The following is a 22,312-nucleotide window of genomic DNA, read 5'->3' on the forward strand; positions in this document are numbered from 1 at the left end:
CCGGCCGGCTCCGAGCAGCGACAAGGGGACAGGGACGACGCGGCGGGGTTTGAGAGACAAGGCGGGCGCGGCCCGCTTCTCGTTCCCACGCAAGGCGATAGCGCTTGGAAGCCACCCGCACGGGGGCGGCCACGTCTGCGCGCGTCATCACGGGGAAGCTGCCCCGTGTCGACCATCCTCAGCGCGCCTCATCCCGCTGCTCGTCGGCGTCCCGCCGCGCCGGGGCTGCAGCTCGGGATGGGGCTACGGCGGCATCGTCGGCGGGCAGGTGATCGTGGTGATCGTGCTGGCGCTGACGGGGCGGTTGTCGCGACGTGAAACGGCGAGCTTGAAGCACGCATGGCCGGGACATGCCCGGCCATGGCAGAGGAAGGGGCGTCCGGGTCGGCCCGGATGCCCGTGATGTCAGGCGCGCAGCGTCGCGCCGGTCTTCTTGGTGACCTCGGCCACGATGCGGCCGGCCACCTCCTCGATCTCCTTGTCGGTGAGGGTGCGCTCGCGCGGCTGGAGGGTGACCTCCACCGCCACCGACTTCTTGTCGGGATCGATGCCCTTGCCCTCGTAGAGGTCGAAGATGCCGACGCCGGTGACGAGCTTCTTGTCCGCCCCCTGCGCCGCCTTGAGGATGTCGGCGGCGGCCACCTCGCGGCCCACCAGGAAGGCGAAGTCGCGCTTCACCGCCTGGAAGGGCGAGAGATCGAGGTTCGGCTTCACCCGCGTCGCCTTGGCCTTCGGCTCGGGGATCTTGTCGAGGACGATCTCGAAGGCCACCAGCGGGCCGGACACGTCCAGCGCCTCCAGCACGGCGGGGTGGACCTCGCCGAAATGCGCCATGGCATTGGAGCCGAGGCGCAGGGTGCCCGAGCGGCCGGGGTGGTACCAAGCCGGCGCATCGGCCGTGACCTGAAGGTTCGCCACCGGCGCGCCGCAGGCGGCGAGGGCCGCGAAGGCATCCGCCTTGGCGTCGAACACGTCCACGGCGGCGGCGTTGCCCGCCCAGTGGCGGCCGGCGCCGGAGGGCTTGGCCGTGCCGCGGCGGATGCCGGAGGCGGCCTGCCGCTGGCCGGTGGGCGTGTCGTCGAGGAACACCTGTCCCACCTCGAACAGGGCCACGTCGGCGAAGCCGCGCGCCGCGTTCGCGCCGGCCGCCTTGATGAGGCCGGGCAGCAGGCTCGGCCGCATGTCCGAGAGGTCGGCTGCGATGGGGTTGGAGAGCGCCAGCTGGGGCGCCCCGCCGCCGAACATCACCGCCGCCTCGCGCGGCAGGAATGACCAGGTGACCGCTTCCACCATGCCGCGGGCGGCCAGCGACCGGCGGGCCTTGCGGCTGCGCAGCTGGAGCGGCGTGAGGACGGCCTTGCGGGCGTCGCCGCCGCGCGGCAGCTCGGTGGAGGGCACGCGCTCGAGGCCGAGGATGCGCACCACCTCTTCCACGAGGTCCGCCTTGCCCTCGATGTCGCCACGCCAGGAGGGCGGCACCACGTCGAGCACCGGCGCCGTGCCGGAGACGGCGAAGCCCAGGTGCGAGAGGACCTCGCGGATCTCCGCCTCCGAGGCGTCGAGCCCGGTGAGGCGCTTCACCTCGGCGAGGGGGAAGGCGATGGTGCGCGTGGTGTCCGGGATGGCGCCGGCCAGCACCGCCTCGGACGGCTCGCCGCCGCACATCTCGACGATGAGATGGGTCGCAAGGTCGAGGCCCGGCAGGGTGAAGGCCGGGTCGATGCCGCGCTCGAAGCGGAAGCGGGCATCGGAATTGATGCCGAGCTTGCGGCCGGTCTGGGCGATGTTGATGGGGTCCCACAGGGCCGACTCGATCACCACGTCCGTGGTCGCCTCGTCGCAGCCCGATTCCTCGCCGCCCATGATGCCGGCGAGGCTCTCCACGCCCTTGTCGTCGGCGATGACGCACATGCCCTCGTCGAGGGTGTAGGTCTTGCCGTCGAGGGCCAGCAGCGTCTCGCCGCCCTTGGCCCGGCGCACCACCAGATGGCCGCTCACCTTCTTCAGGTCGAAGACGTGGAGCGGGCGGTTGCGGTCGAACGTCATGAAATTGGTGACGTCCACCAGCGCGTTGATGGGGCGCAGCCCGATGGCGCGCAGGCGGTCCTGCATCCACTGGGGGGAGGGGCCGTTCTTCACGCCCTTCACCACCCGGAGCGCGAAGGCGGGGCAGAGCGAGGCGGTCTCGCCGAATTCCAGCGTGACGGAGAGCGGGGCGGGGAAAGTGCCGTCCACCGGCTTCACCTTCGGCGCCATCAGCTCGCCGAGGCCGGCGGCGGCAAGGTCGCGGGCGACGCCGGAGACGCCGAGGCAGTCGGCGCGGTTGGGAGTGACGGCAATCTCGACGACGGGATCGTTGAGGCCCAGCACCTGCGCGAACGGCGCGCCCACGGGCGCGTCTTCCGGCAGCTCCAGAATGCCGTCATGCTCTTCGGAAAGCCCCATCTCGCGGGCCGAGCAGAGCATGCCGCGGCTTTCCACGTCGCGGATCTTGCCGATCTTCAGCTCGGTGCCGGTGGCCGGGATGACCGTGCCAGGCGCGGCGAAGACGGTCTTGAGGCCGGCGCGGGCGTTCGGCGCGCCACACACCACCTGGATGGGATCGCCTTTCCCAATGGAGACGGTGCAGACCCGCAGCTTGTCCGCGTTCGGGTGCTTCTCGGCGGTGAGCACCTCGCCCACCACGAAGGGGGCGAGCTGCTTCGCCTTGTCCTCCACCGCCTCGACCTCCAAGCCGATGAGGGAGAGGCGCTCGACGATCTGGTCGAAGGACGAGGTGGGCTCAAGGTGGTCCTGGAGCCAGGAGTAGGTGAATTTCATGGGTCCTGCTCCTTACGCGCTCAGGCCGCCCGCGAGGGTGGGGAAGTCGAGCGGGCGGAAGCCGTAGTGGGAGAGCCAGCGCACGTCCGCCTCGAAGAAGGCGCGCAGGTCGCTCATGCCGTACTTCAGCATGGCGATGCGATCGATGCCCATGCCCCAGGCGAAGCCCTGGTACTCGTCCGGGTCGAGCCCGCAATTGCGCAGCACGTTCGGGTGCACCATGCCGCAGCCGAGGATCTCCAGCCAGTCGTTGCCCTCGCCGAACCGGATCTCGCCGGGGCGGGAGCGGTCGCACTGGATGTCCACTTCCATGCTGGGCTCGGTGAAGGGGAAGAAGGAGGGGCGGAAGCGCATCTTCACGCCCTCCACCTCGAAGAAGGACTTGCAGAACTCCTCGAGGATCCACTTGAGGTGGCCGAGGTGCGCCCCCTTGTCGATCACCAGCCCCTCCACCTGGTGGAACATGGGCGTGTGGGTCTGGTCACTGTCGCAGCGATAGGTGCGACCCGGGCAGATGACGCGGATGGGCGGCTTCTTGGCCTGCATGGTGCGCACCTGCACCGGGGAGGTGTGGGTGCGCAGCACCTTGCGCTGCCCGTCCGCGCCGGGGGGCAGGAAGAAGGTGTCGTGCATCTCCCGCGCGGGATGGCCGGGGGGGAAGTTCAGCGCGGTGAAATTGTGGAAGTCGTCCTCGATATCGGGACCTTCGGCCACCGAGAAGCCCATGTCGGCGAAGATGGCGGTGAGTTCCTCCATCACCTGGGCGATGGGATGCACGCGCCCGGTCTCGGCGGCGGCCTCGCGCACGGGGAGGGTAACGTCCACGGTCTCGGTGGCGAGGCGGGCCTCCAAGGCCGCGGTCTTCAGCGCCGCCTTGCGGTGGGAGAGCAGACCCTGCACCCGGTCGCGCAGACCGTTGATGGCGGGGCCCATTACCTTGCGCTCGTCCGGGCTCATGGCGCCCAGCGACTTCAGCAGGTCGGAGACCGAGCCCTTCTTGCCGAGGGCCGAGATGCGGATCTCCTCGAGGCCGGCTTCATCCCCGGCGTTGAGGATGGCGCTCGCGATGTCTTGCTCCAGGCCCTCGATGGCGCTCTGGTCGGTGACGGCGATGTCGGACATGTCAAAGCCCTTGAAGTTCTCAAACGTGCCGGATGACCGCTTGAGGCGTGGCATCCGGACGGTCGCGCCGCTTATAGACGGGGCGCGCCCAACGGCAAAAGCCCCGGACGGATCACCGCACGGGGCTTTTGAAGGTCTCGGAAAGACGGGAGGAAGAGGCGAGGGCGCTCGGGCGAGCGCGGCCTCGCACCTGGGCCGAACTCAGGCGAGCGCGGCCTTGGCCTGCTCCACCAGGGCCTTGAACGTGTCGGGCTCGTGGATGGCGATATCCGAGAGCACCTTGCGATCGACCTCGATCCCGGCCTTGCCGAGACCATCGATAAATCGCGAATAGGTCAGGTCGAGATCGAGCGCGCGCACGCCGGCGTTGATACGCTGGATCCAGAGCGCACGGAAGTTGCGCTTCTTCACCTTGCGGTCGCGGTAGGCATACTGCATCGACCGTTCGACGGCCGACTTCGCAGCGCGGATGGTATTCTTGCGACGGCCGTAAAAGCCCTTGGCGGCTTTGAAGACCTTCTTGTGCTTGGCGTGGGAGGTAACGCCACGTTTCACGCGGGCCATGGGAAAGCTCCTTCAGATCCTGTGCGGTAGCGTCAGCCGTTCGGCAGGAACGACTTGCGGATGATCCGTCCGTCGCACTCGGCGAGGATGGTCGTGCCGCGCTGGTTGCGGATCTGGTTGTTGGTCCGCTTGATCATGCCATGGCGCTTGCCGGCCTGACCCGCGATCACTTTTCCCGTACCCGTCAGGCGGAAGCGCTTCTTGGCTCCCGACTTCGTCTTCATCTTGGGCATTTTGGCTCTCCGTGGCATGGCTTCGCCGGCCCTTGCGGGCCGGGAACGCTCAGCCTCTTGTTGCTGTTGAGCGATATGAGCCGGCGCGGCAGCCCTTTTTCGCCGGCCGGCTCGAAGGCGGCAGTCGTTACAGGAGGATGGCGGGAAAGGCAAGCGGCGGAAGGCAGCCCCCTTCTGGAGGTGGATGTTCCGGTGCTACCTCCGTCTGTGCGCTGCGGCAGGATTTGTGTGCCGCGGTGTCACGCAAGCTTGAATAAATGGCCGGAGTTTTTGAGCCACGGCAACACCTTCGCCGCGTTGTAGCCTTAAGTTACCAACGGTCCGGCGAAACAAACGACACAAATTCGGTCGATGCTGTCCAACATTAAGGGAGTGAGCATCATGTTCGCGAGGAAAGGAGTGGCCCTGCTCGCCGCGGTGGCGATGGCAGGGGGAATGCTCTCGTTTTCGGGAGCCCCTGCCGGCGCTCAGGCGTTGCGGCTCGGCCTCGTCAATCCGGACGCCCTGAAGAGCGAGGCTGCGGTGGATACCGTCGCCTACCGCGGTGGCTATCGCGGTCCGGCGCGGGTGGGGCGCGTGGGCGGCTATCGGGGGCCGATGCGTGTGGGCGGCGTCTACCGCGGTCCCATGCGGGTCGGTGGTGTTTATCGGGGTCCGGTCCGCGTCGGTCCGCGCTATGCGGCGGGCTACCGTCCCGGCTGGGGCCCGGGCCCGGTGCGCCCCGGCTGGGGGCCCGGCCGTCCGGGCTGGGGGCCGGGTGGTCCGGGGTGGGGCCATCCGGGCTGGCGTCCGCCGCCGGGCGCGTGGGGTCCCGGGCCGTGGCGTCCGGGCTGGGGCTGGTACCGTCCCGGCTGGGGCTGGGGCTACTATGACAATGGCGGGGCGTGGATCGCCCTGGGCGTGGCGAGCGCGGTGGCGGTCGGAGCGGCCGCGGCAGCTGCCAACACTCCGGTCTATGACGATGCGGTGGCCTACTGCATGCAGCGGTTCCGCTCGTACAACCCGGCCACGGGCACCTACACCGGCTACGATGGCCTTCAGCATCCCTGCCCGTGACGCCTGAAAGCTCAAGACGAAAGGCCCGGCGCGATGCGCCGGGCCTTTTGTTTTTCAGGAGGCGGGGCGAAAGGGCGCCGGGCCGGGCCTAGTGGCCCGGGCGCCCGGACATCGCTTCTTCGACACTTGGGGCGAACGATCCGGCGAAGGGGACGTCGCGCCAGCGGCGGCCGGTCGCGAGCCTGATGCGCAGGCTGCTCGCCGCCGCAAGGGTGCGTCTTTTCCAGCGGCGGATTTCCCGCAGGCCCTTCTCGAAGATCGACCGTTTGGGCTTTGGCGCGGGCGACGCCGAAGGAGCAAGGTCCGTCAGCCGGATGCTCCGTTCCCGCGCCAGATCCGAAACCGATACCACGCTCGCCGACAGCGGCGCATAAAACGAGGTCTGGATGCACAGGGCAGGGCGTAGCTGATAGGCGATGGACGGAAAATAATAAGGGCGATCGGGAGCGAACAGGACGTCATCCACGGGGGCCTGGAATTCGCCGATATCGCGCACCGCCCGTTCCGCGAAGCCGCGGGTGACAATGTAGGCGGCGCATCCGAAGTGCACCGAGAGCAGGCGGTGGAAGCGCCGCCCGCCCTGCCCGCATCGGTGGCCGGGGCCGAGCAGGGACTTCTGGAGGCGCGTTTCCAGCCGGAGGATATCCGCGTCCTCCGGCCGCTTCAGGGCTTCGAGCCAGGCCTTGGTTTCCCGGGAGAGCAGAACGTCGTCCTCAAGGATGAGGCATTGCTCCTCGCTGCTCTCAAGGAGCCGCATCCAGGCCTTCCTGTGGCTGAGGGCGCAGGCCCGCTCCACCGGCGTGATGAAACCCGGACCGGGGTCAAAGCCGGGATCGCGCCCGTCAATGGCGTCGACACGCTCAAAAGGAAGGCCAAGCGCATCCAGCTGAGCCTGCATGAAGGTCAGGCGATCGGGGCGGCGCGCAAGGTTGATAAGCAGGACTAGCATATCGCAGAGGTAGCGAAGTGGCTCATCCAAGGTCCAGACACATTTTGTGACATTTAGAAATGCTAAAATGTACTCAGAAACGCTGCGCTCATTATCACCCTTGCGGAATCGCCCGTCGCGGACGGTAAGGGCCGGAAGAATGCGCCTCATGGCCACGGCCGGCGGCGCTCATGGCAGGCGCCGGGGGCAAACGAAAACGCCCGCCGCTCGATGGTGCTTCCACCGGGACGACGGGCGTTCCAAATAAGTGTCCATCTACGCTCCGCAGGTCAGGCTACGCTCAAGGCGCGCCCGGCAGGGGCACTCAGCGCGGGGCGAGGATCATGATCATCTGCCGGCCCTCGAGCATGGGCTCGGCTTCGACCTTGGCGATGGTGGCCACATCTTCCTTCAGCTTCTGCAGCAGCTTGAAGCCGATGTCCTGATGCGCCATCTCGCGGCCGCGAAAGCGCAGGGTGACCTTCACCTTGTCGCCTTCCTCGAAGAAGCGCTGCATGGACTTCATCTTGACGTCGTAGTCGTGGGTGTCGATGCCGGGGCGGAGCTTGATCTCCTTGACCTCGACGACCTTCTGCTTCTTGCGCGCCTCGCTGGCCTTCTTCTGGTTCTGGTATTTGAACCGGCCGTAGTCGAGAATCTTGCAGACGGGAGGCGCGGAGTTCGGCGAGATCTCGACGAGGTCGAGGCCGGCCTCCTGCGCAAGGGCGAGAGCATCGCGAATGGCCACCACGCCGCGGTTCTGCCCATCCTGGTCGATCAGCTGGACTTCGCGGATGCGGATTTCCTCATTGACGCGCGGTCCATCCTTCTCCGGCGCGACGGGTCTCATGGGGCGGCGAATGGCTTCAGTCTCCTCAGCGATTAAAACTCTACCCCGAGCGAAAGAGGCGCGGCGCCGGTGAAAACCGTCGTCCTCGCGACCCATCGCTCAGGGCAGGCTGGAAAGATCGTGACAAACGGTCGTAAAGTCAATGACCCTTCAGGATTCGCAAGCGGTCATCGATGCGTTTCGCCAACATCCGCGCCCACATCCCCGGAGCGGGGCCGAGCCACAGTTCAGCCGCCTTCCTTGCGCATGTGACACGGATACCGTGGCGCCCCGTGATCCGGAGCGCCACCACCCTTTCAGGCCCCGGACGCAACGAATGATCGAGCCTCATTCCGCCGCCCTGTTCGCGCGCCTCGCCCTCGCCGGCGCCACCCTCGGCGCTTGTGTGCCTCCGGCATTTGCCGATGGCCGGCTCAATGCCAAATACACCCTCACCGTCGGTGGGGTGGAGCTCGGGCGGGGTTCCATCGTCGTGGAGGCGGGGGACGCGGCCTACGAGATTTCCGGCTCCGCCCGCGTTACCGGCGTGTTGCGCGCCGTCTCTTCCGGCAAGGGGGTGGCGGCCGCCCGCGGTGCGCTTTCCGGCAGCAAGATGGTGCCGCGGGTGTATGCCCTCAATGCCGAGGCGGACGGCAAGGAGGAGACCGCGCGCCTCGCCATGAGCGGCGGCGCGGTGAAGGAAATGGACGTGGAGCCGCCGCTCAAGCCCTATCCCGACCGCGTGCCGATAACACCCGATGCGTTGCAGAACGTGCTCGACCCCATGAGCGGCGCCTTCGTCTACGTGCCGGGCTCGGCGGACCTCCTGTCGTCCGCGGCGTGCGATCGGTCCGTCCCCGTGTTCGATGGCCGCCAGCGCTACGATATCGCGCTCTCCTACCTGCGGACGGAAAAGGTGAAGGCGGAGGGCTACAATGGACAGGCCGTGGTCTGCAGCGTGCGCTACAACCCGGTCTCCGGCCACCGGCCGACCCGCTACACCGTCAAATACATGATGGAAAACAAGGATATATTCGTCTGGCTGGTGCCCGTCGCCGGCACGCGCCTGCTGGCCCCGTTCAAGATTTCCGTGGCCACCATGATCGGCACGGCCCTGCTGCAGGCCGAGAGCTTCGAGACCCAGGCGAAGAACGGGCCTGTCCCGGTGAGCGCGCCGCGCTGACGAATCTGCGAGTCGGAACAGGCACCTACCACATTTCGTAGGGGGCGAAGCGGGAACATCGGTGGGCCATCGATTCGGTCGCGATTCGTTCGGGACATGTTCCGGATGCCCCGGCGGTCCGTCCCGGAACGGGACGCAAGACCGAGCTCCGGCGCAGAGGAGCGTCGGCCGGGAGCGACGCCGCGTTGACACTCCCCCTGACGCAGGTGTTCCCTGAGGAGGCGTGAGCGGTTCACGCGCGAGGACATCATGTCGAAACGCAGTAAGGGTGCGCAGAAAGACCGTGTCGAGGCGCCGCGGGGCGTCAACTCCCTGACCGAGGCGAAGGCCTGGATGGCGGCGCGGGGGATCACCGAGATCGAATGCACGGTGCCGGACCTCGCGGGCGTGGCGCGCGGCAAGATCATGCCCGCTTCCAAGTTCTTTTCCTCCCCGGTGATGAACCTGCCGCTCTCGGTCTTCTTCCAGACCATCTCGGGCGAGTACCCCGCCTATGAGGGGCTGGTGGATTCCGTGGTGGCCGACAGCGACCTGGTGATGGAGCCGGACCTGTCCACGCTCTGCACGGTGCCGTGGGCGCAGGACCCGACCGCGCAGGTGATCCACGATGCCTTCCATCGCGACGGCCGCCCGGTGGAGGTTTCCCCCCGGCAGGTGCTGAAGCACGTCATCTCGCTCTATGCGAACAAGGGCTGGAAGCCGGTGGTGGCGCCGGAGATCGAGTTCTATCTCGTGGAGCCGAACACCGATCCGGACTATCCGCTGAAGCCGCCCGTGGGGCGCTCCGGCCGGCCGGAGATCGGCCGCCAGTCCTATTCGATCCAGGCGGTGAACGAGTTCGATGCCCTGTTCGAGGACATCTACGACTATTCCGAGGCCCAGGGGCTGGAGATCGACACGCTGATCCACGAGGACGGCGCAGCGCAGATGGAGATCAACCTGCGCCACGGCGATCCGCTGGTGCTGGCGGACCAGGTGTTCCTGTTCAAGCGCACCATCCGCGAGGCAGCGCTCGCCCACAAGATCTACGCCACCTTCATGGCCAAGCCCATCGCCAACGAGCCGGGCAGCGCCATGCACATCCACCAGTCGGTGGTGTCCTCCGAGACGGGGCGCAACATCTTCTCCGACGAGGACGGGGACCCGACGCCGGAGTTCTTCTCCTTCATCGCCGGGCACCAGAAGTACATGCCCTCGGTGATGTGCATCATGGCGCCCTATGTGAACTCCTACCGGCGGCTGACGCGCGATTCCATGGCACCCATCAATCTCCAGTGGGGCTATGACAACCGCACCGCGGGCCTGCGCGTGCCGCCCTCCACCCCCGAGGCGCGGCGGGTGGAGAACCGGGTGCCGTCGTCCGACGCCAATCCCTATCTCGTCATCGCCGCCTCGCTCGCCTGCGGCTATCTCGGCATGGTGGAGAACCTGCGCGCCACCGAGCCGCTGGAGGGTGATGCCAAGGACCTCGACTTCGACCTGCCGCGCGGCCTCCTGGAGGCGGTGGCGGCGTTCGAGGACAACGAGCCCCTCGCCGAGGTGCTGGGCAAGCGCTTCGTCGCCACCTATGCGGCGGTGAAGCAGGCGGAGTTCGAGACCTTCATGCGGGTGATCTCGCCCTGGGAGCGGGAATACCTGCTGCTCAACGTCTAGAGTCGGATCTCCCCCCTGTTGGATCGCCTAGGCGATCCAACAGGGGGCGTTAATCCGCCTCCATTCAACAGGTTTGAGCACGGCCGACCAGATCGCACCGCGGTCAGATCGGATCGGATCCAGAGCCGGTTGCGTCCAGCCTGTCCTCAGGGTGTGCCATCGCACGCCCGGGCGCTGGCCCGAAGAAGAAGGGGGAACCCCATGCAGCGCACTCCGGCGCCTCTGAGCCCGGCTGGCCACGCCAGGTCCTGGTACACCGCGACGGCCAACCCGTGCCCCGCCTTTGCCCCGCTGGCGGGCGAGGCGCGGGCGGATGTGTGCGTGCTCGGCGGCGGCTACACGGGCCTGTCCGCCGCGCTTCATCTCGCCGAGGCAGGCTTCAAGGTGGTGCTGCTGGAGGCGGTGCGCGTCGGCTCCGGCGCCTCGGGGCGCAACGGCGGGCAGATCCACACAGGGCAGAGGCGCGACCAGGAGTTCCTCGAAAAGGCGGTCGGTCCGGACGACGCGAGAAAGCTCTGGGACCTCGCCGAGGAAGCCAAGACGCTGGTGCGCGACCTTATCGCCCGGCACGCCATCTCCTGCGACCCGCGGGCCGGGCTGATCCATGCTGACCACAAGCCGCAATTCGTGGCGCACAGCCATGCCTACGCGCGCCACCTCGCCGAGGTCTATGGCTATCAGCAGATGGAGCCCCTTTCCCGCGAGCAGATGCACGCGCTGGTGGGCAGCCCTGCCTATTACGGGGGCGTGCTGGATCGGGGGGGCGGGCATCTGCACCCCTTGAACTTCGCTTTGGGCCTGGCCACCGCAGCCAGCGCGGCCGGCGTCGAGATCCACGAGGACACACGGGTGGTGAGGGCGGAGGACAGCCCATCGGGCGTGACGGTGACGACCGCTTCCGGTGGAACCGTCCATGCCGACTTCCTGCTGGAATGCGGCAATGGCCTGATGGACGGGCTGGACCGGCGTGTGGATTCCCACGTCATGCCCATCTGCAACTACATCGCCGCCACCGAGCCCCTCGGGGAGCGGGCCAAGGAGATCATCGCCAACGATGCGGCGGTGGCGGACAGCAAGTTCGTCATCAATTACTTCCGCTTCAGCGCCGACGGGCGGCTGCTGTTCGGCGGGGGGGAGAGCTACCGGCGGAGCCTGCGCCCGGACGTGCCCGCCTTCGTGCGCCCCTTCATGCTGAAGATCTTTCCGCAGCTCGCGGACGTGCGGATCGACTACGGCTGGGGCGGCGTGCTGGCCATCACCCTGCCACGCCTGCCGTTCGTGCGCCGGTTGTCGGACCATGTGCTGGTCTCCGCCGGCTACAGCGGGCAGGGGGTGACGCTGGCACCCCTGTTCGGCAAGATCCTGGCCGAGGCGGTGCGCGGCCAGCTGGAGCGGTTCGACCTGCTGCAACGCCTGCCCGTGCCACCCTTCCCCGGCGGCACGATGCTGCGCTACCCGTTGCTGGTGGCGGGCCTCACCTATTTCGCGCTGCGCGACCGGCTTTGAGCCCGGAGCGTTTCCCGCGAAGCGGGTTTCGCCGAGAACGCTCCGCCTCTTTGCTTGCTCACGCTTCCGGGTACAGACCGCCGCACATTCTTGCGGGAATGGCTTCGGCTCAGTTCAGGCCGCCCAGCTTCCGGGCCTCGGCGAGCGCCTTGAGGCAGCCTGCCTCGTCGCCCGTCGCCTGCAGGTTCATGGCCTGGTTCAGGGCGCCGAAGGCGCCGGTCTCGGGCTCCGAAAGGCCCGCGGCCGCAAGGGAGCCGGGCGTCGGCTGCTGGTCCGTCTGCGCGCCGATGGACTGTTGCTCCGGCGGCGGCTTCTTGGGGTGGGGCAGCTTCGCCTTCAGCTCTGCTTGGACGGTGACGATCTGCTCGAGGCAGGCCTGCGCCGAGGCGGGGCCCGACAGGGCAAGGCTGGCGAGGAGCGGGGCCGCGGCGCAAGCGACCGCGCGAAGCAGGAGACGGTGGGCCATCGGCGAACCTTCGGCGTGAGCGCGGGACGGGAACAGATGGAGCGCGCCGGCCAGATGGCCGACGCCATGCGGAGCATAATGCAGATTCGGGCGGGCGCCATGCGCGGTGCACCGGAGGCGGCGCGCCGCGCATGGCTGGTGGCGCCTCAGCGGTGCGGCTCGGGCGAGCGGCGCTTGCGCGCCAGCATGTTGAGCGCCTCGATCGCTGTGGAGAAGGCCATGGCGGCATAGACATAGCCCTTCGGCACATGGGCGCCGAAACCTTCCGCGATCAGCGTCATGCCGATCATGATGAGGAAGCCGAGGGCCAGCATCACGACAGTGGGGTTGGCCTCGATGAACCGCGCCAGCGGGTCGGCGGCGAGCAGCATGCAGGTCACCGCCGCGATCACCGCGATGATCATGATGGGGATATGCTCCGTCATGCCCACGGCGGTGATGATGCTGTCGATGGAGAAGACGATGTCCAGCATCAGGATCTGCGCGATGGCCGCGGCGAAGCCGATGGTCACCTTTGACTCGCGCACGTCCTCCGCATGGGTTCGCGGATCCACGTTGTGATGGATCTCGGTGGTGGCCTTCCACACCAGGAACAGGCCGCCGGCGATCAGGATCATGTCGCGCCAGGAGAAGGGCTGTCCGAACACCTCGAAGACGGGGGTCGTGAGCTTCACGATGACGGCGATGGTGCCGAGCAGGGCGAGGCGCATGATGAGCGCGAGGCCGATGCCGATGCGCCGTGCCTTGGTGCGGTACTGCGCCGGCAGCTTGTTGGTCAGGATCGAGATGAAGATGAGGTTGTCGATCCCGAGCACGACTTCCATGGCGATCAGCGTCACAAGGGCCACCCAGGCGCCGGGATCGGCGGCGAGCTGAAGGAGGTAGTCCATCACGAAGCACCTTCGGGGGAGGAGGTTGAGGGGAGGGGAAGGAGGGCGGCCGGGGCGGCCGGCGCATAGACGCGGATCGCCCCGGGGCGGATCGAGAAATAGGCGGGGGTGAAGGTGACGAGCTCGCCGTCCGTGTTCACCGGCCGCGGGCGCTTGGTGCGGACCACCACCTTCGTGGTGCGGAACGCCCGCACGTCGTCCCACTGGCCCTGGGTGCCGCGCCGGAGCGAGGGCAGGAGCGCCAGCAGGCGCCACCAGTGGTCGACCTCCAGGCTGTAGAAGTCGAGCGCCCCGTCGTCCGCGCGGGCGCTCTGCTCCACCGTCATGCCGCCGCCATAGTAGCGGCCGTTGCCCACGGAGACCTGCAGCGTGCGCACGGTCTCCACCTGTCCGTCATGCTCGATGAAGGCGGTGAACAGGCGCGACTGCAGGAGAAGGCGGGCCGCGACGATGCCGTAGCCGACCACGCCGAAGCGCCGCTTGGCCTCCTGCGTCAGGTCGCGGGCGAGATCGGCGGAAAAGCCGATGCTCGCCACATTGAGGAAGGGATGGCCGTTGACCTCGCCGAGGTCGATCGGCACGGGGTGGCCGTCCAGGATGAGCCGCGCGGCTGCGGCGAGGTCGGCGGGAACGCCCAGCGTGCGCGCGAAATCGTTGGCGGTGCCCAGTGGCAGCACGCCGAGGGGAAGCTGGGTATCGAAGAGGGCCGAGGCGGCGCTGTTGAGGGTGCCGTCGCCGCCGCCGAGGATCACGAGATCCACCTCGCGGGCGCGGGTCCGGATGACGTGGGGCAGGGTCCGGCCGTCCGGCCAGGTCAGGTCGACCAGGTCCATCCCCGCGCCAAGCAGGGCACGCACTGCATCGATCGACGCGCCGCCGTTGCGGGCGTGGGGATTGACGAGGAAGAGCGCACGGCGGCGCGGTCTGGCGGTCCGGTCAGGGGGCGCGTGTGCCGTCATGACGGCAGACGGGTGTGCATTCGGGGCCTCGGGTCACGGTGGGTGCAGAGCACGCTGTGATCCGACATCACGCAGGAGACCTGCGCCAGAGGGGCCCGGACCGGTTTGCGGTAGGTAGGGCGGCGTTTGAGGGCTGCCAAGCGACATGCGGCGGAATGACGCATGGATGGCAGGCGCATATGGCCGCGGAAGATTGGTCGCCGGGGGAAGCCAAAACGAAACGAGGGAGGAGAGCGGGGGCGTTGCTCTCCTCCCTCAGTCCGATCAGCGAGCAGGTTGCGGATCTGCTCGGTTGACCGAACGGTTCAGTTCGATGAAGAAAACATAACCGAGGTCCGCCGGGTGCGCAAGAGCGAACTAAACCGTTCGGTCAATTTTTTCCTTCCCTCTGCTCCCGTCAGCGTGCACCTTCCTTGTGCCAATGGCCCCGCGGTGGGGGCCGGGGCAGCGGCGGGGCGCGATACAACGGGGCAGCTATGGCGGGGAGAGGCGTCTGGGCATGAGCGGGAACATGGGCGGGGCAGGCACGAAGGCTCACCCCTGCGACGTTAGGGAAGGCGGGCACGGGGCGGGGCTGGACCCCGAGAAGCGCAGCCAGATCCTTGCGGGCGCGCGGCAGGTGTTCTTCGATCGCGGCTTCGATGCCGCGAGCATGGGCGACATTGCCCGCGCCGCCGGCGTCTCCAAGGGCACGCTGTACGTCTATTTCGAGAACAAGGAAGACCTCTTCGCCGACCTGGTCTCGGTGGAGTGCGAGGAAACGGCTGAGCGCATGTTCGTGCTCGATCTCGGCGAGGAGGATGTGGAGACCGCCCTTGTCGAGCTTGGCTATTCTTTCATCCACGCCATTCTGCGGCCCAGCAGCATCGCCCTGCTGCGAACGGTCATCGCCATCTCGGCCAAGTTCCCGGAGATCGGCCGGCGCTTCTTCGAGGCGGGGCCGTGCGAGGGCGTCAGCCGCCTGTCCGCATTCCTCGCCGCCAAGGTTGAGAAGGGCGTTCTCGAGATCGAGGATGTGGAGCAGGCCGCGAGCCAGTTTCTCACCTTGTGCAAGGACGGGGTGACCATTCCCGTGCTGGTGGGCTCTCCAACGGCTCTTGATCCGGCGGCCGTGGAAAAATCGGTGCGCGGCGCGGTGCGGGTCTTCCTGCGGGCTTATGCGCCTCGGACAGGCTCCTAGCTCGGGATCCGCTCTTGTTGAAGCGCCCAAGCGATCCAAAAAGGGTGGTTCAGTCGTCTTTATTCAAAAAGTTGGAGCGTGCCCGGATCAGGTGCCCGATCGCTCCGGCACCACCAGCCGACCTTCGTCGTCGAACGGGAAGAAGGGGTTGTGCGCCACTTCCCACAGATGCCCGTCGAGGTCAGCGAAATAGCCGCTGGTGCCGCCCCAGAACGCCTTCTGCGCCGGCTTGACCAGCGTTCCGCCGGCGGCAACGGCACGGCCGATGACTTGTCCGACGTCCTCCTCGCTCGCCACGTTGCAGGCGAGCGTGAGGCCGCAGAACCGCTCCGGCGACGTATCGGGGAGCGTGGCATCCTGCGCCAGCGTGGCACGCGGATAGAGGCTGAGCACCACATTCCCGGCGCGGAAGAAGGCGACGCCGCCGCCGTCCAGGTCGCGCCGCTCCAGCCCCATGGTTGCATAGAAGGCGCAGGCCCGGTCCAGGTCGGCAACGCCCAGCGTGACGAGATGCAGGGCGAAGCGGGGCAACGGCGTTGCGGTTGGGGTGTCTTCGGCCACGGCGTCCTCAGTCGAACAGGGAGAGCTGCTCCCCCGCCGGGCGGGGGCGGCGGAAGTGTGCGGTGGTGAGCTTCATTCCCCGCCCGGCAAGGCCGAGCCGGCGCGCCGCGATCTCGAAGCGCCGGCCGATGGTCCAGGCATAGGGGCCATCGCCGCGCATGCGCTTGCCGAAGGCGGATTCATAATCCTTCCCGCCGTGCATCTGGCGGATGAGGTTCAGCACGTGGCGCGCCTTGTCCGGAAAATGCGCCACCAGCCACTCGCGGAAGAGATCGGCAATCTCCAGCGGCAGCCGCAGCGTCACATAGCCCGCTTCGCTCGCCCCCGCGGCCTTGGCCGAATCGAGGATGCGCTCCACCTCATTGTCATTGAGGGCGGGGATGAGCGGAGCGACCAGCACGGCGGTTGGAATGCCGGCATCGGCGAGCCGGCGAATGGTGCCAAGCCGCACATGGGGACTTGCCGCCCGCGGTTCCATGGTGCGGGCGAGGTGCGGGTCGAGGGTGGTGACGGAAATGGCCACCTTCACCAGCCCTTTCTCCGCCATGGGGCCGAGGATGTCGATGTCCCGCGCCACCAAAGCGGACTTGGTGACGATGCCCACCGGATGCCCGAAGTCGGCCAGCACTTCCAGGAGGCGCCGCGTCACCTCGTAACGCCGCTCTATGGGCTGGTAGGGATCCGTATTGGTGCCCATGGCGATGACGCGGGGCTGGTAGCTGGGGTGGGAGAGTTCCCGCGCCAGCAGCTCGGGCGCGTCGGGCTTCACGAACAGCCTGGTTTCGAAATCGAGCCCGGCGGACAGGCCGTGATAGGCGTGGGTCGGACGCGCGAAACAATAGATGCAGCCATGCTCGCACCCCCGATAGGGATTGATGGAGCGGTCGAAGGCGATGTCCGGCGACTGGTTGCGGGTGATGACCGTGCGCGCCCGTTCTTCCGTCACCTCCGTCTTGAAGGGCGGAAGGTCGTCGAGGCTCTGCCATCCGTCATCGAACAGCACGCGGGCCGCCGGCTCGAACCGGCCGGGGACGTTGGACAGAGCCCCCCGGCCGCGCCGGCGTGCATCCTCCACCGTGGTGCCGCTCTCCCCGTGGAGCTCCGGGGGGACGGCGGGCGCCGCCCGCTCCTCCGCGAGGCGTCCGAGCACCCGGTTCGCGCGGGGCTCCCCGGCGGTGAAGGGGGCGGCCTTCTTCACCTTCGGCGCCGCCTTGCGTGTCCGCGCGGGAGCTTCCTTGGCCGCGGGCGTGGCGCCGGGTGGCAAAATGCGAGTTTCGAGGTTCGCGCTCATGAGAAAAAAGGTAGCACCCCAAATGGAACATAACAAGAACATGTGGGGCTTGTGAGAACCTTTTTCATGCGTCACAAACGGTTGCGCCGCCTTGCCCTCCTCCTTGGAGCGCGCAACTGGCATATTGTACACCACAATGCGGTTGCCAGAAATTCGCAAGTCCGCTAAAGGCCAATGGAAACGCTGAGAGCAGGGGGAAAAGATGGCTGAACACGCCACGACCGAGTATGCCATCGCAGACGGCAACGACTACGCTGAACACGAGAGCACTTACGCATTGTTCACCGCCCTTACCAAATGGGGGGCGGTAAGCGTGGTCGCGATCCTTGTCCTGATGTGGATCTTCCTCCTCTGAGCCGCTGACCGGCCGGACCCCGGAGACATTCCTTATGAAAATCGCTGTCCCCGCCGAGATTGATCTCGGCGAGCCGAGGGTTGCTGCGACCCCGGATACGGTGAAGCGTCTCGTGGGCCTTGGCGCCAGCGTGGCGGTGGAAACGGGCGCGGGCGTGAAGTCTGGCATTCTGGATGCCGACTATGTCACTGCCGGCGCCACCATCGCCGCCTCGGCTGCCGATGCGCTCAACGGCGCCGACGTGGTACTGAAGGTGCGCCGTCCGACGGAAGCCGAACTTTCGTCTTATAAGCCGGGCGCCCTGCTGCTGGCCATTCTCGATCCCTATGGCAACGACCAGGCGCTCGCCGCGCTGGCTCGCGCCGGGGTCGCCTCCTTCGCCATGGAGCTGATGCCCCGCATCACCCGCGCGCAGGTGATGGATGTGCTCTCCTCCCAGGCGAACCTTGCCGGCTATCGCGCCGTCATCGATGCCGCCGCCGAGTTCAATCGCGCCCTGCCGCAGATGATGACCGCCGCCGGCACCGTGCCCGCCGCGCGCGTCTTCATCATGGGAGCGGGCGTCGCGGGCCTGCAGGCCATCGCCACCGCCCGCCGCCTCGGCGCCATCGTGACCGCCACCGACGTGCGCCCCGCCGCCAAGGAGCAGGTCGCCTCGCTCGGCGCCAAGTTCGTCGCGGTGGAGGACGAGGAGTTCAAGCAGGCGGAAACCGCCGCCGGCTACGCCAAGCCCATGTCGGCCGAGTACCAGGCCAAGCAGGCCGCCCTCGTCGCCGAGCATGTCAAGAAGCAGGACATCGTCATCACCACCGCCTTGATCCCGGGCCGGCCCGCGCCGCGCCTCATCACGGCGCAGATGGTGGCCTCCATGAAGCCGGGCTCCGTGCTCGTCGACCTCGCGGTCGAGCGCGGCGGCAACGTGGAGGGCGCGGTGCCCGGTGCGGTGGTCGAGGTGAACGGGGTGAAGATCGTCGGCCACCTCAACGTGCCCGGCCGCATCGCCGCCTCGTCCTCGCCGCTCTATGCCAAGAACCTCTTCAACTTCTTCGAGACCATGGTGGACAAGGCCTCCAAGGCCCTGGCCGTGAAGTGGGACGACGAGTTGGTGAAGGCCACGCTCATCACTCGCGACGGCGCCGTCGTGCACCCGAACTTCGCACCCAAGCCAGAGGGAGCGGCCTGATGAATCCCGTCTCAGCCCAGACCGCGGCCGACGCCGCCCAACAGGCCCGCGCCGCCGCAGAGATTGCCCGGGAGGCGGCCATGGCCGCCCAGGCCTATGCCGACCAGGCGGCCACCGCCCTCGGTGCGGCGGCCCATGCCGCCACCGGCGGGGCCATCGACCCGTTCGTGTTCCGCCTGTCCATCTTCGTGCTCGCGGTGTTCGTGGGCTACTACGTGGTGTGGTCGGTGACCCCGGCGCTGCACACCCCGCTCATGAGCGTCACCAACGCCATCTCCTCGGTGATCGTGGTGGGCGCGCTGCTCGCGGTGGGCGTGACCACCGTGGGCGATTCGAGCCATGCCTGGGGGGCGCGCATCTTCGGCTTCGTCGCCCTCGTCTTTGCCTCGGTGAACATCTTCGGCGGGTTCCTCGTGACCAGCCGCATGCTCGCCATGTACTCCAAGAAGAAGTGAGGCGGGGCACATGAACGCGAACCTCGCCGCCCTGCTCTATCTGGTCGCAGGCATTCTCTTCATCCTGGCCCTGCGTGGCCTCTCCCACCCCACCACCTCGCGGCAGGGCAACCTGTTCGGCATGGTGGGCATGGGCATCGCCATCCTCACCACGCTCGCCCTCTCCCCGCCGTCCGACGGGATCGGCTGGGTGCTGGTGATCGCCGGCATCGCCATCGGTGGCGGCGTCGGCGCGGTGGTGGCCAAGCGCATCGCCATGACCCAGATGCCGCAGCTGGTCGCGGCCTTCCACTCGCTGGTGGGCCTCGCGGCGGTGCTGGTGGCGGCGGCTGCGCTCTATGCGCCGCGCGCCTTCGGCATCGGCGACCCCGGCCACCTGCACGGGGCGAGCCTCGTGGAGATGTCGCTGGGCGTGGCCATCGGCGCCATCACCTTCACCGGCTCCATCATCGCCTTCGCCAAGCTCAACGGCAACATGAGCGGCAAGCCGATCATGCTGCCGGCGCGCCACCTCATCAATGCCGGCCTCGCCTTGCTGCTGCTGATCCTCATCGTGGCGTTCGTGCTCACCGGCTCGATCACCCTGTTCTGGATCATCACGCTCTTGTCGCTGGTGCTCGGCGGCCTGCTCATCATCCCCATCGGCGGCGCGGACATGCCCGTCGTGGTGTCGATGCTGAACTCCTACTCGGGCTGGGCGGCGGCGGGCATCGGCTTCACGCTGGGCAACACCGCGCTGATCATCACCGGCGCGCTGGTGGGCTCCTCGGGTGCCATCCTCAGCTACATCATGTGCAAGGGCATGAACCGCTCCTTCATCTCCGTCATCCTCGGCGGCTTCGGCGGCGACGCCGCGGCGGCCGGCGGCGGCGGCCAGACGGAAGCCCGCCCGGTGAAGCAGGGTTCGGCGGACGACGCGGCCTACATCATGAAGAACGCCGAGAAGGTCATCATCGTGCCCGGCTACGGCATGGCGGTGGCCCAGGCCCAGCACGCCCTGCGCGAGATGGCGGACCTGCTCAAGGAGGAGGGCGTCGAGGTCAAGTACGCCATCCACCCGGTGGCGGGCCGCATGCCGGGCCACATGAACGTGCTGCTCGCCGAGGCCCAGGTGCCCTACGACGAGGTGTTCGAGCTCGAGGACATCAACTCCGAGTTCGCCCAGGCGGACGTGGCCTTCGTCATCGGCGCCAACGACGTGACCAACCCGGCGGCCAAGACCGACCCGCAGTCGCCCATCTATGGCATGCCCATCCTTGATGTGGAGAAGGCGAAGACCGTGCTCTTCATCAAGCGCGGCATGTCGGCCGGCTATGCGGGCGTCGAGAACGAGCTGTTCTTCAAGGACAACACCATGATGCTCTTCGGCGACGCCAAGAAGGTCACCGAGGACGTGGTGAAGGCCTTCGGGCACTGAGCATCGGGTGGCGGCCCACCCGGGCCGTTGCCATCCACGCGAGGGCCGTTCCGCAGCCGCGGGGCGGCCCTTTGCGTTGCCCGGTCGGTTGCAGTGCGGCATCTGCCGGACCCGGCGATGGCGCAATGCCGTTCTTCCATTCCAGTTTGACTTCGGTACGCCTTGACGGGGCACGTCTTCTTAAGCAGAAGCAAGTACCGTGACGTGTGATGTTCGGGCGTTCGCTTCGTGGGGATCTGGGGACGATGACACGTTGGACCCATGGCTTGGTCAACAGGCTCGTCCTTCTCTGTGACCTCGCCATGGCGGCGCTTGCCGCGGCCTTTGTTCACTGGCGGTGGGAATTCCTCTCCTGGAGCCAGATGGCGATCCTGTGGGTGCTCGGGGCCGTCACCTTCGTCCAGATCCTGCAGATCGGCCGCGGCTATCGGGTGGAGCACTATGTGCGGCCACTGCGACAAATCGGCCATCTGGTGGTGGCGGGCGTGCCCGCCGGGGCGGTGGTGGCCATCTGCTATTTTGCGCTGATCCCCATCGGCAGCACCAACCTCATGGCCCTGCTCAACTGGGGCATCGCCACGGCCGTCGCGCTCATCCTCGGCCGCCTTGTCCTGGTGCGGATCGGCATGATGCTGGTGCAGAGCCATGCCGTGCTCCGGCGCAACGTGGTGCTCATCGGGGATTTGGGCCGGGCCCGTGACCTCATCCGCCGCTACCGCGAGGAGGAGGGCGAGGACGGCCTTTTGAGCTTCACCGCCTTGTTCGATGATACCCATGAGCCGGGCGCCACCGCGCCGTCGGCGGAGGCAGACGGGCTGCCCGTGCTGGGCGGGCTCAAGGACCTCCTGGAATATGTGAAGCACAATCCGGTCGACATGGTGGTCGTCACCAAGAGCTGGAACGATCCCCGGGCGATCAGCTCCATCGCCAACCAGATGTACCAGATCGCCGCCGACGTGATGGTGGAGCTCGATCCCGACCGCTTCAGCCTCAATTACGCGAACCTCACGCGGATCGCCGGCGAGCCGGCCCTTCAGGTGCAGCAGCAGCCGCTCAAGGGCTCGCTCGGGCTGCTCAAGGGCGTGGAGGATTATGTGGTGGCCACCATCGGCCTCATCCTCACCGCGCCGATCCTTCTTCTGGCGGCCCTCGCCATCAAGATCGATTCTCCGGGACCCATTCTGTTCCGCCAGCCGCGGGTCGGCCTGAACAACCGGGTGTTCCAGTGCTACAAGCTGCGCACCATGCGGGTGGACCCGGGGGACGACGGCTCCCAGGGCACGCGCAAGAACGATCCCCGCATCACCAAGGTCGGCTCGTTCCTGCGCTCGACCTCCATCGACGAGCTGCCGCAGCTCATCAATGTCCTCAAGGGCGAGATGTCCGTGGTGGGGCCGCGCCCCCACGTTCCCAACATGCAGGTGGCCACCAACGTGCGCTACGAGGCGATCCGCCAGTATGTGGCGCGCTACCGCATGAAGCCGGGCATCACCGGCTGGGCGCAGATCAACGGCATGCGCGGCGGCATCAACACCCTGGAGAAGGCCGAGCGCGGCGTGGAGCTCGACCTCTTCTACATCGAGCACTGGTCCATATGGTTCGACATCAGAATCATGCTGCTCACCATCACCAAGGGCATGGCCGGGCCGTCCGTCTTCTGA

At 67.5% G+C, this 22,312-nt stretch carries 21 protein-coding genes; 10 read left to right on the forward strand and 11 right to left on the reverse strand.

The window, feature by feature from the left end; translation table 11 throughout:
• Positions 1 to 405 precede the first annotated feature (405 nt).
• The 4 genes from pheT to rpmI all read right to left on the reverse strand — a co-directional run bounded on the left by pheT (position 406) and on the right by rpmI (position 4,739).
• Complete coding sequence (pheT, locus tag V5F59_RS24445; protein ID WP_393979020.1) at positions 406 to 2,820, reverse strand: phenylalanine--tRNA ligase subunit beta; 2,415 nt, start codon at positions 2,818 to 2,820, stop codon at positions 406 to 408.
• 12 nt (positions 2,821 to 2,832) lie between these two features.
• Positions 2,833 to 3,942, reverse strand: coding sequence for a phenylalanine--tRNA ligase subunit alpha (gene pheS / locus V5F59_RS24450; protein WP_393979022.1), 1,110 nt, complete (start codon positions 3,940 to 3,942; stop codon positions 2,833 to 2,835).
• A 201-nt stretch (positions 3,943 to 4,143) separates the two neighbouring features.
• On the reverse strand, positions 4,144 to 4,506 hold the full coding sequence (gene rplT, locus V5F59_RS24455; RefSeq protein ID WP_393979024.1) for a 50S ribosomal protein L20: 363 nt from the start codon (positions 4,504 to 4,506) through the stop codon (positions 4,144 to 4,146).
• A 32-nt stretch (positions 4,507 to 4,538) separates the two neighbouring features.
• On the reverse strand, positions 4,539 to 4,739 hold the full coding sequence (gene rpmI / locus V5F59_RS24460) for a 50S ribosomal protein L35 (protein WP_169123990.1): 201 nt from the start codon (positions 4,737 to 4,739) through the stop codon (positions 4,539 to 4,541).
• Positions 4,740 to 5,120: 381 nt separating this feature from the next.
• On the opposite strand from rpmI, the gene V5F59_RS24465 reads away from it, so the two are divergent.
• On the forward strand, positions 5,121 to 5,795 hold the full coding sequence (locus V5F59_RS24465) for a BA14K family protein (protein ID WP_393979026.1): 675 nt from the start codon (positions 5,121 to 5,123) through the stop codon (positions 5,793 to 5,795).
• An 88-nt stretch (positions 5,796 to 5,883) separates the two neighbouring features.
• On the opposite strand, the gene V5F59_RS24470 is transcribed toward V5F59_RS24465, so the two are convergent.
• Entirely contained in the window at positions 5,884 to 6,894 is a 1,011-nt protein-coding gene (locus V5F59_RS24470) for a glycosyltransferase family 25 protein (RefSeq protein ID WP_393979028.1), read from the reverse strand.
• A 154-nt stretch (positions 6,895 to 7,048) separates the two neighbouring features.
• Complete coding sequence (gene infC, locus V5F59_RS24475) at positions 7,049 to 7,573, reverse strand: translation initiation factor IF-3 (RefSeq protein ID WP_393979030.1); 525 nt, start codon at positions 7,571 to 7,573, stop codon at positions 7,049 to 7,051.
• Positions 7,574 to 7,889: 316 nt separating this feature from the next.
• Between infC and V5F59_RS24480 the strand changes: the two genes are divergently transcribed.
• From V5F59_RS24480 to V5F59_RS24490, 3 genes are all read left to right on the forward strand, one after another.
• Positions 7,890 to 8,735, forward strand: coding sequence for a DUF3108 domain-containing protein (locus V5F59_RS24480; protein ID WP_393979032.1), 846 nt, complete (start codon positions 7,890 to 7,892; stop codon positions 8,733 to 8,735).
• Between the two features lie 249 nt (positions 8,736 to 8,984).
• Positions 8,985 to 10,388 carry a glutamine synthetase family protein gene (locus V5F59_RS24485; protein WP_393979034.1) on the forward strand — a complete coding sequence of 468 codons (1,404 nt, stop codon included), beginning with the start codon at positions 8,985 to 8,987 and terminating at the stop codon, positions 10,386 to 10,388.
• A 201-nt stretch (positions 10,389 to 10,589) separates the two neighbouring features.
• A complete protein-coding gene (locus tag V5F59_RS24490; RefSeq protein WP_393979036.1) occupies positions 10,590 to 11,894 on the forward strand; it encodes an NAD(P)/FAD-dependent oxidoreductase in 1,305 nt (434 codons plus the stop codon).
• 109 nt (positions 11,895 to 12,003) lie between these two features.
• Here the strand turns inward: V5F59_RS24490 and V5F59_RS24495 are convergent, their stop codons facing one another.
• The 3 genes from V5F59_RS24495 to V5F59_RS24505 form a co-directional block, all read right to left on the reverse strand.
• Complete coding sequence (locus V5F59_RS24495; RefSeq protein ID WP_393979038.1) at positions 12,004 to 12,360, reverse strand: hypothetical protein; 357 nt, start codon at positions 12,358 to 12,360, stop codon at positions 12,004 to 12,006.
• 146 nt (positions 12,361 to 12,506) lie between these two features.
• Complete coding sequence (locus V5F59_RS24500) at positions 12,507 to 13,250, reverse strand: TerC family protein (RefSeq protein ID WP_393979040.1); 744 nt, start codon at positions 13,248 to 13,250, stop codon at positions 12,507 to 12,509.
• Complete coding sequence (locus V5F59_RS24505) at positions 13,250 to 14,209, reverse strand: lipid kinase (RefSeq protein WP_393979042.1); 960 nt, start codon at positions 14,207 to 14,209, stop codon at positions 13,250 to 13,252. The genes V5F59_RS24500 and V5F59_RS24505 overlap by 1 nt, the downstream gene beginning before the upstream one ends.
• Positions 14,210 to 14,708: 499 nt before the next feature.
• Between V5F59_RS24505 and V5F59_RS24510 the strand changes: the two genes are divergently transcribed.
• Positions 14,709 to 15,389 (forward strand): TetR/AcrR family transcriptional regulator, encoded by a 681-nt coding sequence (locus V5F59_RS24510; protein ID WP_393979044.1) that lies wholly within the window; start codon positions 14,709 to 14,711, stop codon positions 15,387 to 15,389.
• A gap of 87 nt (positions 15,390 to 15,476) precedes the next feature.
• Here V5F59_RS24510 and V5F59_RS24515 read toward each other — a convergent pair whose 3' ends face one another.
• Positions 15,477 to 15,950 carry a VOC family protein gene (locus V5F59_RS24515; protein ID WP_393979046.1) on the reverse strand — a complete coding sequence of 158 codons (474 nt, stop codon included), beginning with the start codon at positions 15,948 to 15,950 and terminating at the stop codon, positions 15,477 to 15,479.
• Between the two features lie 7 nt (positions 15,951 to 15,957).
• Positions 15,958 to 17,148, reverse strand: a complete 1,191-nt coding sequence (locus V5F59_RS24520; RefSeq protein WP_393979048.1) for a PA0069 family radical SAM protein — start codon at positions 17,146 to 17,148, stop codon at positions 15,958 to 15,960.
• A gap of 295 nt (positions 17,149 to 17,443) precedes the next feature.
• Here V5F59_RS24520 and V5F59_RS24525 point away from each other — a divergent pair, with 295 nt between their 5' ends.
• The 5 genes from V5F59_RS24525 to V5F59_RS24545 all read left to right on the forward strand — a co-directional run bounded on the left by V5F59_RS24525 (position 17,444) and on the right by V5F59_RS24545 (position 22,312).
• Positions 17,444 to 17,596, forward strand: a complete 153-nt coding sequence (locus V5F59_RS24525) for an aa3-type cytochrome c oxidase subunit IV (RefSeq protein WP_393979050.1) — start codon at positions 17,444 to 17,446, stop codon at positions 17,594 to 17,596.
• 34 nt (positions 17,597 to 17,630) lie between these two features.
• Positions 17,631 to 18,779: a Re/Si-specific NAD(P)(+) transhydrogenase subunit alpha gene (locus V5F59_RS24530; protein ID WP_393979052.1), complete on the forward strand. Its 1,149-nt coding sequence runs from the start codon at positions 17,631 to 17,633 to the stop codon at positions 18,777 to 18,779.
• Positions 18,779 to 19,234 carry a proton-translocating transhydrogenase family protein gene (locus V5F59_RS24535; RefSeq protein ID WP_393979054.1) on the forward strand — a complete coding sequence of 152 codons (456 nt, stop codon included), beginning with the start codon at positions 18,779 to 18,781 and terminating at the stop codon, positions 19,232 to 19,234. Before V5F59_RS24530 ends, V5F59_RS24535 begins: the two co-directional genes overlap by 1 nt.
• Positions 19,235 to 19,244: 10 nt before the next feature.
• Entirely contained in the window at positions 19,245 to 20,651 is a 1,407-nt protein-coding gene (locus V5F59_RS24540; RefSeq protein ID WP_393979056.1) for an NAD(P)(+) transhydrogenase (Re/Si-specific) subunit beta, read from the forward strand.
• Between the two features lie 245 nt (positions 20,652 to 20,896).
• Positions 20,897 to 22,312, forward strand: coding sequence for an exopolysaccharide biosynthesis polyprenyl glycosylphosphotransferase (locus V5F59_RS24545; protein WP_393979058.1), 1,416 nt, complete (start codon positions 20,897 to 20,899; stop codon positions 22,310 to 22,312).

The organism is Xanthobacter nonsaccharivorans (genome assembly GCF_043194755.2).
GTDB classification, from domain to species: domain Bacteria; phylum Pseudomonadota; class Alphaproteobacteria; order Rhizobiales; family Xanthobacteraceae; genus Xanthobacter; species Xanthobacter autotrophicus_G.